Source organism: Bradyrhizobium sp. Crot121 (assembly GCF_059512385.1).
Genome location: NZ_JCAMOR010000044.1, coordinates 26,494 through 40,289, shown reverse-complemented (window position 1 = coordinate 40,289; position 13,796 = coordinate 26,494). Strand labels below are relative to the sequence as shown.

The 13,796-nt window shown below is 63.1% G+C and carries 12 protein-coding genes; 2 read left to right on the top strand and 10 right to left on the bottom strand.

The window, feature by feature from the left end:
* Positions 1-9: 9 nt before the first annotated feature.
* The 10 genes from AC5ZGW_RS29840 to AC5ZGW_RS29795 form a co-directional block, all read right to left on the bottom strand.
* Positions 10-1,107 (bottom strand): calcium:cation antiporter, encoded by a 1,098-nt coding sequence (locus tag AC5ZGW_RS29840; protein WP_130227421.1) that lies wholly within the window; start codon positions 1,105-1,107, stop codon positions 10-12.
* A 43-nt stretch (positions 1,108-1,150) separates the two neighbouring features.
* Positions 1,151-2,482, bottom strand: a complete 1,332-nt coding sequence (locus AC5ZGW_RS29835; protein WP_165435329.1) for a sodium:proton antiporter — start codon at positions 2,480-2,482, stop codon at positions 1,151-1,153.
* 97 nt (positions 2,483-2,579) lie between these two features.
* A complete protein-coding gene (locus AC5ZGW_RS29830) occupies positions 2,580-3,380 on the bottom strand; it encodes an alpha/beta hydrolase (protein WP_130227420.1) in 801 nt (266 codons plus the stop codon).
* A gap of 18 nt (positions 3,381-3,398) precedes the next feature.
* Positions 3,399-4,796, bottom strand: a complete 1,398-nt coding sequence (locus AC5ZGW_RS29825; RefSeq protein ID WP_028166995.1) for an NAD(P)(+) transhydrogenase (Re/Si-specific) subunit beta — start codon at positions 4,794-4,796, stop codon at positions 3,399-3,401.
* 37 nt (positions 4,797-4,833) lie between these two features.
* A complete protein-coding gene (locus tag AC5ZGW_RS29820) occupies positions 4,834-5,151 on the bottom strand; it encodes a proton-translocating transhydrogenase family protein (protein WP_028166994.1) in 318 nt (105 codons plus the stop codon).
* 11 nt (positions 5,152-5,162) lie between these two features.
* On the bottom strand, positions 5,163-6,290 hold the full coding sequence (locus AC5ZGW_RS29815) for a Re/Si-specific NAD(P)(+) transhydrogenase subunit alpha (RefSeq protein ID WP_130227419.1): 1,128 nt from the start codon (positions 6,288-6,290) through the stop codon (positions 5,163-5,165).
* 137 nt (positions 6,291-6,427) lie between these two features.
* Positions 6,428-6,580 carry an aa3-type cytochrome c oxidase subunit IV gene (locus tag AC5ZGW_RS29810; RefSeq protein WP_028166992.1) on the bottom strand — a complete coding sequence of 51 codons (153 nt, stop codon included), beginning with the start codon at positions 6,578-6,580 and terminating at the stop codon, positions 6,428-6,430.
* 86 nt (positions 6,581-6,666) lie between these two features.
* Positions 6,667-7,053 carry a type II toxin-antitoxin system death-on-curing family toxin gene (locus AC5ZGW_RS29805; RefSeq protein WP_130227418.1) on the bottom strand — a complete coding sequence of 129 codons (387 nt, stop codon included), beginning with the start codon at positions 7,051-7,053 and terminating at the stop codon, positions 6,667-6,669.
* Positions 7,050-7,322 carry an AbrB/MazE/SpoVT family DNA-binding domain-containing protein gene (locus AC5ZGW_RS29800; RefSeq protein WP_130227417.1) on the bottom strand — a complete coding sequence of 91 codons (273 nt, stop codon included), beginning with the start codon at positions 7,320-7,322 and terminating at the stop codon, positions 7,050-7,052. The genes AC5ZGW_RS29805 and AC5ZGW_RS29800 overlap by 4 nt, the downstream gene beginning before the upstream one ends.
* A 71-nt stretch (positions 7,323-7,393) precedes the next feature.
* The gene (locus tag AC5ZGW_RS29795) at positions 7,394-9,271 is read right to left on the bottom strand and encodes a M3 family oligoendopeptidase (protein ID WP_130227416.1); all 1,878 of its coding nucleotides are present in this window, start codon (positions 9,269-9,271) and stop codon (positions 7,394-7,396) included.
* Positions 9,272-9,407: 136 nt separating this feature from the next.
* On the opposite strand from AC5ZGW_RS29795, the gene AC5ZGW_RS29790 reads away from it, so the two are divergent.
* Positions 9,408-10,904, top strand: a complete 1,497-nt coding sequence (locus AC5ZGW_RS29790) for a sigma-54-dependent transcriptional regulator (protein WP_130227415.1) — start codon at positions 9,408-9,410, stop codon at positions 10,902-10,904.
* A gap of 415 nt (positions 10,905-11,319) precedes the next feature.
* On the top strand, positions 11,320-13,566 hold the full coding sequence (locus AC5ZGW_RS29785; RefSeq protein ID WP_463327155.1) for a L,D-transpeptidase family protein: 2,247 nt from the start codon (positions 11,320-11,322) through the stop codon (positions 13,564-13,566).
* The last annotated feature ends 230 nt before the right edge of the window (positions 13,567-13,796 follow it).

Sequence of the window (13,796 nt, the reverse complement as noted above, 5' to 3'; positions counted from 1 at the left end):
GTTGTCTCCCTATGGCAGGAATGCCAGGAACAAGAACACGGCAAATACCACCAGATGCACCACGCCGAACAGGATATTGGTGCGGCCTGTGCCGAAGGTCAGCATGCTCAAGAGGAAGGTCAAGAACAACAGCACCGTGCTCTGGGCGTTGAGCCCGAGGACAAGCTCCTTGCCCAGCAGGTAGGTGGCGACGCCGACCGCGGGGATCGTCAACCCGATCGTGGCAAGCGATGACCCGAGCGCAAGATTGATGCTCTTCTGCAAATCATTGTTGCGGGCGGCCGAAGCCGCGGCAACGCCTTCCGGCATGAGGATGAGAAGCGCGACCACGAGACCCGCGAAGGCGGGCGGCGCACCGATCATCGCTGCGGTGGCATCGATGACGAGCGAGAACTTCTTTGACAGCAGCACGACGGCGAGAAGCGAGACCAGCAGCAACGGAATGCTGAGCGCCAGCACGGCGCCCGATGACATCTTCGGCGCCTCAGCATCATTTGCGGACTCGGCCACGAAGTAATCGCGGTGCCGCATGGTCTGGATGTAGAGAAAGACACCGTAGAGGGCGAGCGTGACAATGTCGACAAATCCGAGTTGCATCGCCGAATAGACCGGCCCGGGCGTCGCCAATGTATAATTTGGCATGATCAGCGTTATCGTCGCCAATACGAACAACACGCTGAGATAAACGTTGGCGCCGGTAACCTGGAAATCCTGCTCGCGGTAGTGCAACCCGCCGATGAAGATGCACAGCCCAACGAGACCGTTACAAACGATCATCACAACCGCAAACACAGTGTCACGGGCCAGCGCCGGCTGCGGCTTGTCACCCAGCATGATCGTCGTGATCAGCGCCACTTCAATGATCGTCACCGCGAGCGTCAGCACCAATGTGCCGAAAGGCTCTCCGACCTCTTCGGCGATCACCTCCGCGTGATGAACCGCAGCGAACACCGTGCCGAACAGGATGGCCAGCAGGATCGCGGCCAGCAGCCATCCGCCGAGAGATGGGCTAAACACCCATCCGACGGCTGTCGCCGCAGCGAACAATCCCATCGCCAGCGCGGGGAAAATCCATGCCGTATGGGGCATCGGACCATGTGCGCTCATGAACTCCCCTTCCGCCGCTCAAAGGAGTTCCAGCATATGGCACTCAGTGAACGCTGAGAACAGGGGCGATCGGCAGAAATGTGAGAAGCAGGAACAGTGGTATCAACACGCAACCCGCAAAGAAGAGATAGCCGAAGAAGCTCGGCATCTTGATGCCACGCTCGTTCGCGATCGCCGCCACCATGAAGTTCGGTGCGTTTCCGATGTAGGTGAGCGCCCCCATGTAGACCGCACCCATGGAAATCGCCGCCAGCGTCCCCGACAATTCCCCCATCAACCGCTGCGGGTCGCCGCCGGCGACCTCGAAGAACAGCAGATAGGTCGGAGCATTGTCGAGGAACGCCGACATCAATCCGGTGAACCAGAAATAGGGAACCTCCCGTGGAGCGCCGTTCGGTTCGGTGACCGCGGACAACAGCCAGGCGAACGAGCCGTCACGCCCGGCATGGAGCATCGCCAGCACCGGGATGATCGCGGTGAAGATGGCGGCAAACAATTTCGCGACCTCCCGGATCGGCTCCCAGTTGAAGCCGTTGGCCTCGCGGTGTTCGTCCGGCGTGAGCCATAGCGAAAGCAGCGCGATTGCGATCAGAAGGCCGTCTCGCACCAGATTCTGCAGCTCCAGCCTGGTGCCGAGAACGTCGAAGGCAATTCCTGGCCGCCAGGTCGCCGACATCAGGATGCTGGCAATGATTGCGGCGATCAGCACCAGATTGATCAGGCCGCGAAGGCGGATCGGCGACGCTCCGCCGGGCGGAGCTGATGGCTCTTTGCGGAAGAGCCAGAGATCGAGCACGACAAAGACGAGCAGGAGGATGCCGGCCACGATCGCGGTCTGCAACCAGATGTTCCTCGTGGTCCAGAAGAACTCGACGCCGTGCAGGAAACCGACGAACAGTGGCGGATCGCCGAGCGGGCTGAGCGCGCCGCCGACATTGGCAACGAGAATGATGAAGAACACGATGACGTGCGCGTTATGGGGCCGCAACAGGTTGGCGCGGATCAACGGGCGGATCAGGATCATGGCGGCACCGGTGGTGCCGACGACGCTGGCCATCATCGTACCCACTGCAAGAACGGACGTATTGGTCCACGGCGTGCCCCTCAGGTCGCCGGTCACCAAGATCCCGCCGGCAACCGTATAGAGCGCGAACAGCAGCACGATGAAGCTCAGATACTCCCCGAGCATCGCATGCACGAAGCTCTCCAGCATGGCTGCACCTCCGGCGAACCAGACGAGCGAGGCGAGCGTCAGAAAGGACCAGCCAGCGGCGATCTTGCCGTAATGGTGATGCCAGAATTTCGGAAACAGCAGCGGCCCGAGCGCGATCGACAGCAGCAGACCAGCGAAAGGAAGCGCAAATGGCCAGGTCATCGCCGCGCCGTCGAGCGCTGCCGCTGCGCGCGCCTGTTCCGGCAGCAGCACCAACGTCGACAGGAGGAGCACACCACGCCATTTCTTCATTCCACACCTACGAACCGCCAATGAACTGCCGCACCGTTTCGATCGCGCCATAATAATCGAGATTGTCGTGGCCGCCGCCAGCAAAGCGAACGAGCCGCTTCGGCTCATGCGCGATTGTGAACAGACGCTCTCCGAAGACGATCGGAATCACGGGATCGTCGGTGCCGTGCATGACGAGCAGCGGCGCTGTGACGCGCGCAATGCGTTCGTCGGAACGGAACTGATCCCGCATCAGGCAGCGCACCGGCACGAGCGGGAATGCCGCACCAGCAATGTCGACCGTCGAGGTATAGGGCGCCTCCAGGATCAACTTGCCGATCGGCTGGTCAGAAGCCAGCGCGACCGCAACGCCGGTGCCGAGTGAAAATCCCCAGACGACAATTCGTTCCGCGGCATAGCGCGCCGCGGTGAAGGCGTAAGCTGCAGCGGCGTCCTGCAGAATGCCGCGCTCGCTCGGATACCCGCTCGAGCCGGCATAGCCGCGGTAGGAGAGCGCGACCAGGCCGGTACCGTCAGACGTCATCGCGCGGAAACGGCTGACTCGTCCCGCGAGAAAATCGCCATTGCCGGGAAAGTACAGGATCACGGGACGGCTGGGCTTTGCCGGCACGTGCCAGACGATGACCCTTTCGCCATCGCCTGCGGTGAGGACATGTTCCTCGGCTTCAGGAAAGCCGGCGGCTTCCGGTGAGGTTCGCTCCCGCGTCGGAATCGGAAACAGCATCTCGCGCTGCTTGACGAACAGCAGCGCGAGCGCTCCGAGATAACCGACTGCAGCGAGGATCAGGAGCCATTTCAGGACGAGCATCGCTGCCCGCAAACGGCCTCACATCGCCTTGACGATGCTCTCGGTCACCTTCTTGGCATCGCCGAGCAGCATCATGGTGTTGTCACGATAGAACAGCGGATTGTCGATGCCGGCATAGCCTGAGGCCAGCGAGCGCTTGATGAACATCACCGTGCCGGCCTTCCACACCTGCAGCACCGGCATGCCGTAGATCGGCGAGGTCTTGTCCTCTTCCGCAGCCGGGTTGGTGACGTCATTGGCGCCGATCACGAAAGCGACGTCGGCTTGGGCGAATTCGGAGTTGATGTCCTCCAGTTCGAACACCTCGTCATAGGGCACGTTGGCTTCGGCCAGCAGCACGTTCATGTGGCCGGGCATGCGGCCCGCGACCGGGTGAATCGCATACTTCACCTCGACGCCTTCCTTCTTCAGGATGTCGGCCATTTCGCGCAGCGCGTGCTGGGCCTGCGCCACCGCCATGCCGTAACCGGGCACGATGATGACCTTCGAGGCGTTCTTCATGATGAAGGCGGCATCATCAGCCGAGCCAAGCTTGGCCGGCTTCTGCTCGCCGGTCCCGCCGCCCGCCGCCGCGGTCTCGCCGCCGAAGCCGCCCAGGATGACCGAGATGAAGGACCGGTTCATCGCGTGGCACATGATGTAGGACAGGATCGCGCCGGAGGAGCCGACCAGCGCGCCGGTGATGATCAGCGCCGAATTGCCGAGCGTGAAACCGATGCCGGCCGCGGCCCAGCCGGAATAGGAGTTCAGCATCGAGATCACGACCGGCATGTCGGCGCCGCCGATCGGGATGATCATCAGCACGCCGAGCACCAGCGCGATGATGGTGATCAGCCAGAAGTCGACCGCACTGCCCGACAGCACGAGGCCAACGATGAAGAACACCAGCGCCAAAGCGAGCGCGATGTTGATGAGGTGACGGAACGGCAGGAGGATCGGTGCGCCGCTCATCCGCGCCGACAGTTTCAGGAACGCGATCACCGAGCCGGTGAAGGTCAGCGCGCCGATCGCGACGCCGAGCGACATCTCGATCAGGCTCTGGGTGTGGATGTTGCCGGGCGTGCCGATGTCGAAGGCCTCGGGCGCATAGAACGCGCCGGCGGCGACCAGCACCGCGGCCATGCCGACCAGCGAGTGGAAGGCGGCGACCAGTTCGGGCATCGAGGTCATCGGCACCCGCCGCGCGATCACGGCGCCGATCGCACCGCCAATGGCGACACCAAGTACGACGAGCAGCCAGGCGACGCCGTCCGCCGGCGGATGGCTCGCGAGCGTGGTGCCGATCGCGATCGCCATGCCGATCATGCCGAACAGGTTGCCCTGCCGCGAGGTGGCGGGGCTCGACAGCCCCCTCAGCGACAGGATGAACAGCACACCCGCCACGAGATACAACAATGCAGAGAGATTGGCGTTCATCTCAGGTCCCCGTTTGCCTCTTCCCCGAGGTGGCCGCTTACTTGGACTTCTTCTTGTACATCGCCAGCATGCGCTGGGTGACAAGGAAGCCGCCGAAGATGTTCACGCAGGCGAAGATCAGCGCCACGAAGCCGAAGCCACGCGCCCAACCCGAGCCGCTCGAGATCATGCCGACGCCGACCGCGAGCAGCGCGCCGACCACGATCACCGAGGAGATCGCGTTGGTGACGCTCATCAGCGGCGTATGCAGCGCGGGGGTCACCGACCACACCACGAAATAGCCGACGAACACGGCAAGCACGAAAATGGAAAGCCGGAATACGAAGGGATCGACGGCCTGCGCGATATGCTCCATGGCTTCTCTCCTTAGGCTTTCGGCTGGAAGTTCGGGTGGATGACGGCGCCGTCCTTGGTCAGCGCGGTGGCTTTCACCAGTTCGTCGTCCCAATTGACGGCAAGCGCCTTGTTCGCCTTGTCGACCAGCGTCTCGATGAAGGCGAGCAGGTTGCGGGCATAGAGACCGGAGGCGGAGGCGGCGACGCGGCCGGCAACATTGGTGTAGCCGACGATCTTGATGCCATCGACGTCGACGATCTCACCCGCCTTCGCGCCCTCGACATTGCCGCCACGTTCGACGGCGAGATCGACCAGCACCGAACCGGGCCGCATCGATTTGACCATGTCCGCGGAGACGAGCTTGGGGGCCGGGCGGCCTGGGATCAGCGCCGTCGTGATCACGACATCCTGCTTCTTGATGTGCTCGGCGGTGAGCGCGGCCTGCTTGGCCTGGTACTCCTTGGACATTTCCTTGGCGTAGCCGCCCGCGGTCTGCGCGTTCTTGAACTCCTCGTCCTCGACCGCGAGGAATTTGGCGCCAAGGCTCTCCACCTGCTCCTTCGTCGCCGGACGCACGTCGGTCGCGGTGACGATGGCCCCCAGCCGGCGCGCGGTCGCGATCGCCTGCAGCCCCGCGACGCCGACGCCCATGATGAACACTTTCGCGGCGGGTACGGTGCCAGCCGCGGTCATCATCATCGGAAAGGCGCGGCCGAAGGCTTCGGCGCCCTCGATCACCGCGCGGTAACCGGCAAGGTTCGCCTGCGACGACAAAACGTCCATGACCTGCGCACGGGTGATGCGCGGCATCAACTCCATCGCAAAGGCCGAAATACCGGCATCCGCCATCGCCTTCAGCGCAGCGTCATTGCCGTAGGGGTCCATGATGGCGATGACGAGCGCGCCGCGCTTGTATTTCGAGAGTTCGGACGCCTCCGGCCGCTTCACCTTGATGACGATATCGGCATCTTTCACCGCATCGGCGCTCACGGTGGCGCCGACGGCAGTGAATTCCGAATCCGGCAAGCCCGACTTGATGCCCGCGCCCGGCTCGACCGCGACCTCTGCACCGAGCGCCTTGAGTTTCTTGATAGTGTCAGGGGATGCGGCGACCCGCGGCTCGGACGGGTCGATTTCCTTGGCAACGGCAATCTTCATAAGGCCTCCGGCGGCGCGGGACAGCGCACGCAAGCAAACTTAGCGTTACTCCCGCAACGTTGGATACCGGTTTTGGGACCGGTTTGAATGCAATTTTTTTGAGCACCGCCGGCATTGGCGGCGCAGCCGGCGAGAGGTCAGAGCAGGAAGAAGGCCATCAGGATGAGAATGAGGGCGACCGTCGCGGTGCCGTATTTGACCAGCGCGATGAAGCCTTCGTAGGTCCGCTCATGCTCGATGTAGTCGTTGCCGTCGGCAGTGGTGTAAGCCACTTCGCTATGGTTCGCCATCCTTGTCCCCAGTCATCAAACGTCTGATTTTCAAGCGTGCCATAGCGCAAAGCCGCGGACAGGGCAACGCCGCCTCGCCTATCGCCTCATTCGGAACGCCAATTATCCCGGATCCAGCGGGTGAGGCCCTCTTCGTCCACCTCGCCTGCGGCGAGGGCGAGGATCATGGCGGCCGCCTCGGCCTCCGGCACATCGAAATCGATGCCGTTCACGCCGAGGAAAGTGTAGAGCGCAAGCAGCGAGTCGCGCTTGTTGCCATCGACGGATGGATGGTTGCGCGCAATGCCAAAGGCATAGGCCGCCGCCATGTCAGCCAGTTCGGCGTGCTCGTAGGACCATTTGTTCCTCGGCCGGTCCAATGCCGATTGCAGCATGCCTTCGTCGCGGAGGCCGCTCGCCCCGCCATAGATCGCGAGCTGCTCGTCGTGGATCGCTTCGATCATCTGCCGGGTGAGCCAGAACGGCTCACTCATTTGGCAAGTTCCGCCAAGGCGTTGTGGTAGCGCTTCATGCCGCGGCGCGCGACTTCCATCGCCTTCTCGAAATCCGGATCGTACCGCGTCAGGCGGAATCCGCCGTCAGGGGTCAGCGTGGCGTAGAGCGTATCGCCGACGCTGATCTGCATGCGCGCCATCACGTCCTTCGGCAGAATGATCCCGGAGGAATTGCCGATCTTCTTGATCTCCACCGTGGCGATCACCTTGCCGCGAGGGTTCGGCGGATTGTCTGGTTGGTCGCTCATGACAACGCTCCGTTATACGCAATGATAACGGAGCCGGAGATCCCGTTCAACAGAAGTTGTACGGCCTTCCCTCAGCCCATCGCCTCAAGCTCGTCGATCATGCCTGAAATCACCGACAGCCCGCCGTCCCAGAATTTCGGGTCCTTGGCATCCAGGCCGAACGGCTTGAGCAGTTCCGAATAGTGCTTGGTTCCGCCGGCTGCGAGCATGTCGAGATAGCGTTCCGCAAAGCCCTCGGAGGCGTGCTCGTAGACCGCGTAGAGCGAGTTCACCAGGCAATCGCCGAACGCATAGGCGTAAACGTAGAAGGGCGAATGGATGAAATGCGGAATGTACATCCAGAAATTCTCGTAGCCCGGCTTGATCTCGATCGCCGGCCCTAAGCTCTCGGTCTGCACGGAAAGCCAGATCTGGCCGATCCGCTCGGCGGTCAATTCGCCGTTCTTGCGCTCGGTGTGCACCGCGCGCTCGAACGAATAGAACGCGATCTGCCGCACCACGGTGTTGATCATGTCCTCGACCTTGCCGGCGAGCAGCGCCTGGCGCTGCTTGGCGCTCTTGGTCTCGGACAACAGGCGCTTGAAGGTCAGCATCTCCCCGAACACGCTTGCGGTCTCCGCAAGCGTCAGCGGTGTCGGCGCCATCAGGGGGCCGTTCTTTGCCGCCAGCACCTGGTGCACGCCATGGCCGAGCTCATGCGCCAGCGTCATGACATCGCGCGGCTTGCCCTGGTAGTTCATCAGCACGTAAGGGTGCGCCGACGGCGTGGTCGGATGCGAGAAGGCGCCTGGGGCCTTGCCCGGCCTCACCGGCGCATCGATCCAGCGGTCGGTGAAGAAGCGCTCGGCGATCGCGGCCATATCGGTGGAAAAGCCGCGATAGGCGGTCAGCACCATGCTCCGCGCCTCGGGCCAGGCAATCGTGCCGGTCGCGGCAAAGGGCAATGGCGCGTTGCGGTCCCAATGCGGCAGCTTCTTCTTTTTGAACCAGCCCGCCTTCAGCCGGTAGTAGCGGTGCGACAGCTTCGGATAGGCAGCGCGCACGGACGCGACCAACGCGTCCACCACCTCGCGCTCGACGCGGTTGTTGAGATGGCGGGAATCCGCGACATCCTGGAAGCCGCGCCAGCGGTCGGAAATCTCCTTGTCCTTGGCGAGCGTGTTGGTGACCAGCGCGAACGTGCGCTCATTGGCCTTGAAGGTTTTCGCCAGCGCTTCCGCCGCCGCCTTGCGCTTTGCGCCATCGCGGTCCTGCAGGAAGTTGAGCGTCGGCTCGATCGCGAGCTCCTTGGCGCCGACCTTGAAACGCAGGCCGGCGATGGTCTGGTCGAACAGCCGGTTCCAGGCGGAATAGCCGCTCTGCGACTTCTCGTGGAAAAGCTGCTCGATGCGATCCTCGAGTTGATACGGCTTCTCCTTGCGCAGATCTTCGATCCAGGGCCGGTAATGCGCGAGCTCTTCGGCCTGCATCGCGCGCTCGATCACATCATCGTCAATGCGGTTGAGCTCAAGCGCGAAGAACAGGAGGTGCGTCGAGGCCGCCGTCAGGCGCTCTGAAACATCGCCGTAAAATTTCGTGATCGCGGGATCGACGCTGTCGCCGGCATGCACGAGGCCGGCAAAGGAGCCGAGCCGGCCGGCGAGGTCGTCGATCGCTTCATAGCGTCGCACGGCCTCGGCGAGCCACTTTCCGCCATCTTCCCGGGCCGTATGTTCCGCAAGCTTGCCCTTGTAGTCGGTCTCAAACGCGACGCAATCTGCATCCATCTTCGCCAGGTCGCGCGCGACTTCCGGCGCGTCGATCCCGGAATAGAGGTCGGCGAGATTCCATTCCGGCAATTTGCCGGTTTTGCCCACGACCTTCTTCGCGGCGGACTTGTTGGCAGCGGATTTGGCCTTGGCCGGCTTGCGTTGGGTGGGTTTGCGGAGAGCGGAGGAGCGCGAGGTCATCTTGGCGGTAACCTGTGTTCAATCGGAGATGCGGCGGCGAAATGTGCGGGGGTGGGCAACGTTTAAGAGGGCGTTAATCGGCTTCGGCGAGAGTGCCCCGATTCGAGACAGATAAGCGTAACGTGCGGGGAAAACCATGGCTGCCACCATTTTGATTGCCGATGATGACGCAGTACAGCGCCGTCTGGTTGAAAACATGGTGCAAAAATGCGGCTACCAGCCCCTCGTAGTCGATAGCGGCGATGATGCCATCGCCGCACTCACCGCCCAGGAAAGCCAGACCATCGATGCGGTCGTGCTCGATCTCGTGATGCCCGGCCTCGACGGCCTCGGCGTGCTCGCAAAGATTCGTGACGCTGGTTTGAACGTCCCCGTCATCGTGCAGACCGCGCATGGCGGCATCGACAATGTGGTCTCGGCGATGCGCGCCGGCGCCCAGGATTTCGTCGTCAAGCCGGTCGGCTTCGAGCGGCTGCAGGTATCCTTGCGCAATGCGCTGAACACTTCTGCACTCAAGGGTGAATTGCAGCGCATCCGCCACAGCCGCGAGGGGCGGCTCACGTTCACCGACGTCATCACCCGCAGCGAAGCCATGACAAGCGTGCTGCGCACCGCGCAGAAGGCCGCTTCATCAGCCATTCCGGTGTTGATCGAAGGCGAATCCGGCGTCGGCAAGGAATTGTTCGCCCGCGCCATCCACGGCAGCAGCGAGCGCAAATCGAAGCCTTTCGTTGCGGTGAACTGCGGTGCGATCCCCGACAATCTCGTGGAGTCGATCCTGTTCGGCCACGAGAAGGGCGCCTTCACCGGCGCCACCGAACGCCATATGGGCAAGTTCGTCGAAGCCCATGGCGGCACGCTCTTCCTCGACGAAGTCGGCGAACTGCCGCTGACCGCACAGGTGAAGCTGTTGCGCGCGCTGCAGGAGGGCACGGTGGAAGCCGTCGGCGGCCGCAAGCCCGTGAAGGTCGACGTCCGCATCATTTCCGCCACCAACCGCAAACTGCTCGAGCTGGTGAAGGCCGGCCAATTCCGCGAGGACCTGTTCTATCGCCTGCACGTCCTGCCGCTGACGATTCCGCCGCTGCGGCAACGGCGCGAGGACATCCCGCATCTGCTGCGGCATTTCCTCGCGCGCTTCAACGCCGAGGAAAACCGCAACATCACCGGCATCAGCGGCGAGGCGATGGCGCATCTTTCGCAGCTCGATTGGCCCGGCAACATCCGCCAGCTCGAAAACACGGTGTATCGCGCCGTGGTCATGAGCGATGGCGACCAGCTTGACCTCGCCGACTTCCCGCAAGTCGCCGCGCATCCACTTGCTGACCCAGCCCCGACGCATGGCGAGCCGCTGATCGTCGCCCCGTCCACGGCGCCCGCGATGGTATCGGGTAGCGAAATACCCATTGCGCCGCTGCCTGCCACCAGCAATCTCTCGATGCTGACCAGCAGCGGCGATGTGCGGCCACTGGAAGAGATGGAGAACGAGATCATCCGCTTCGCGATCTCGCATTATCGCGGGCAGATGTCGGAGGTTGCGCGGCGCCTGAAGATCGGCCGCTCGACGCTCTATCGCAAGATCGACGAGGCCGCGGCAAATGACTCCGCCGACGGCACCGGCGGCACCAATTGAGCCGATCGGCATTTATGCCCCAGAGCGGGCATTGGGCCGAGGCTTCGCATGCTCAGTCCGGAACCTATTGAACCGTGGCTTGGGGGTGACAGACAAACGGGGTGCAGCGTGGCAAAAATCGCGCAAGATCGAGTGCAAGTGGTTGATCAAGGTCAGTTTGTCGTGAGTTGCCCCGCATGGCGCTGGCTGCATGAAAGGGGCGTCTATATCGTCTGCGTTGATTTGTTGCGTGCAGGCGTGAATGAGTTTTGATCGAGTGAGGCCGGCGCTTCCGCGCAATCTCAGAGCATGATCCGGGAAGATTATGCTCGAACGAATCGAGCGTGATGACGGCTCTACGAAGCGTCATCAGGCTCCAGGACCATGATTTGAGAACTGTTCCAATGCCGGGCAGTTCGCCCCAGGGGGAGTGACGATGCGAGACTGTTCGAAAGGCCGAACCGGATTCGACCGCGTGCTGATGGCCGTCGCCGCGACGTTCCTGACGGTCGCCGCGACCTCGGCGCTGGCCCAATCGGACACGCCACGCGCGAGTGCCGCAGAACTCGCGATCGACGCCGCAATCCCGCGTCCCGAGCCTGCCAACGTTCCGCCGCCGACCGCAGCCGATATCAAGCTGGACACCACCGCTTCGGTGCCGGATGCGACCAAGGACGCCATCACGTCGAGCGAACCCGACGCCGCCACCAAGACCGCAGAGCCCAAGCTGGAATCCAAGCCGGCCGATGTCGTCACCGCGCCCGCCGCCGAGCCGAAGCCGAGCGATGTGGCAAAGGACGCGCCCAAGGACACACCGAAGGAGCCGGTCAAGAACGACACCGCCACGGTGACCCCTTCAGCCGCGCCCGCCGCTCCTGCAACCGTCACTGCGCCTGCCCCGGCGACCGCCAACGCGCCTGCTGCCGAGCCCGCCAAGGAGCCGGTCAAGGCTGCGAGCAACGTGCCGGCGGAAGATCAGCCGGTTGCCGACAAGCTGCGCGAGACGCTGGCCAGCAAGACGCTGCGCACCTTCGACCGCAAGAACGAGCGCGCCGCGGTCGAGAAGTTCTACTCGGCGCGCGACTATGCGCCGGTATTCACGCAAGGCGGCAAGCTGACCGCAACCGGCAAGGGCGTGATCGCGCGGCTCAAGGACGCCGCCTCCGATGGCCTCAACCCGGAAGACTATCCGGTGCCGGAGTTTGCCTTGGCCTTGTCCTCGCCCGACGCGCTGGCGGATGCCGAGCTGAAGCTCGTCGCCAGCATGCTCGACTATGCGCGCCAGGCCCAGAGCGGCCGGATGCATTGGTCGCAGGTCTCGGCCGACATCCTCTATCCCGAGCACCCGATCGATCCGTCGGAAGTCCTCGCCAACGTGACCGGCGCCAAGGACGCCTCCGCCGCGCTCGACAGCTACAACCCGCCGCACAAGCTCTACCGTGAGCTCAAGGCCAAGCTCGCCGAGCTGCGCGGTCAGGGCGACGGCCCGGTGATCCAGATCGCCGAAGGGCCCACGCTGGCCTACAAGGCCGCCACCAAGAAGCAGCCGGGCGAGGCGCCGGAAGATCCGCGCGTGCCGCAGCTCCGCGCCAAGCTCGGCGTTGCCGAGAATCCGGACGATACGCGTTACGATGCCAAGGTCGCCGAAGCCGTGCGCAAATTCCAACGGAGCGTCGAGCTGAAGCCCACCGGCGTGCTCGACGACCGTACCGTGAAGGCGATCAACAGCCCGAAGCGCGACCGACAGATCGACACCGTTATCGTCAACATGGAGCGCTGGCGCTGGCTGCCGCGCCAGCTTGGCGCGGCGTCCCTCGGCAACGCCTATGTCATCCTCAACATCCCCGACTACACACTGCGGGTGATGCAGAACGGTGCACCGGTCTGGACCACGCGCGTCGTAACCGGCAAGCCGGGGCAGCACGCCACCCCGCTTCTGACCGAGACGATGAAGTACATCACGGTGAACCCGACCTGGAACGTGCCGCCGTCGATCATCTACAATGAATATCTGCCGGCCCTGCAGCAGGATCCGACCGTGCTGCAGCGGATGGGCCTGCGGCTCGAATACGGCCGCGACGGCTCGATTCACATCTCGCAGCCGCCGGGTGAAGCGAATGCGCTCGGACGCATCCGCTTCAACTTCCCGAACAAGTTCCTGGTCTATCAGCACGACACGCCGGACAAGAACCTGTTCGGCAGGGAAGAGCGCGCCTTCAGCCATGGCTGCATGCGCGTGCAGAACCCGGACCAGTACGCTTCCGTGCTGCTCAACATCACGATGACGGACGAGCGTTGGACGCCCGAGCGAATCCGCAGCATGTATGGCTCGAGCGAGATCGACCTGAAATTCCCGACCCCGATCCCGGTCAACATCACCTATCAGACCGCGTTCGTGGACGACGCCGGCAAGCTGCAATTCCGCAAAGACGTCTATGGCCGCGACGGCGCCATGCTGGCGCTGCTTAAGAACAACCGCGGCAAGGACCTCGAATCAGTGGTGGCGCATGCGCAGCCGAACTATTCGCGCCCGAGCCGCAACAGCCTGCCGCCCGGCGTCAGCATCGCCAGCGAGAACACCAATTCCGGCCTGAACTTCTTTGAACGGCTGTTCGGCGGCGGCCAGCCGGTGCCGCCCGCTCCGATTGGACGCGGACAACCGCGCGGGGTGTTCACCCGTTAATTTACCGCTCCCTGAGCGCGCCAGATTCCTGAGCAAAATCAACGATCCCGCCATGCGGCGGGATCGTTTACATTAACCATTATTCATCTGGTACCGCTGGCGGCTCTTTTTCGCCACAGTCAACAGTTTAGGTTGAGTTCAACTTGGGAAACGGGATGGTAAATCTCGGTTAACCGTCCCGCTTTAAGAATGCGTTCACCGCCTTTCGCCGGGGTCTGCGAAAGATAAGG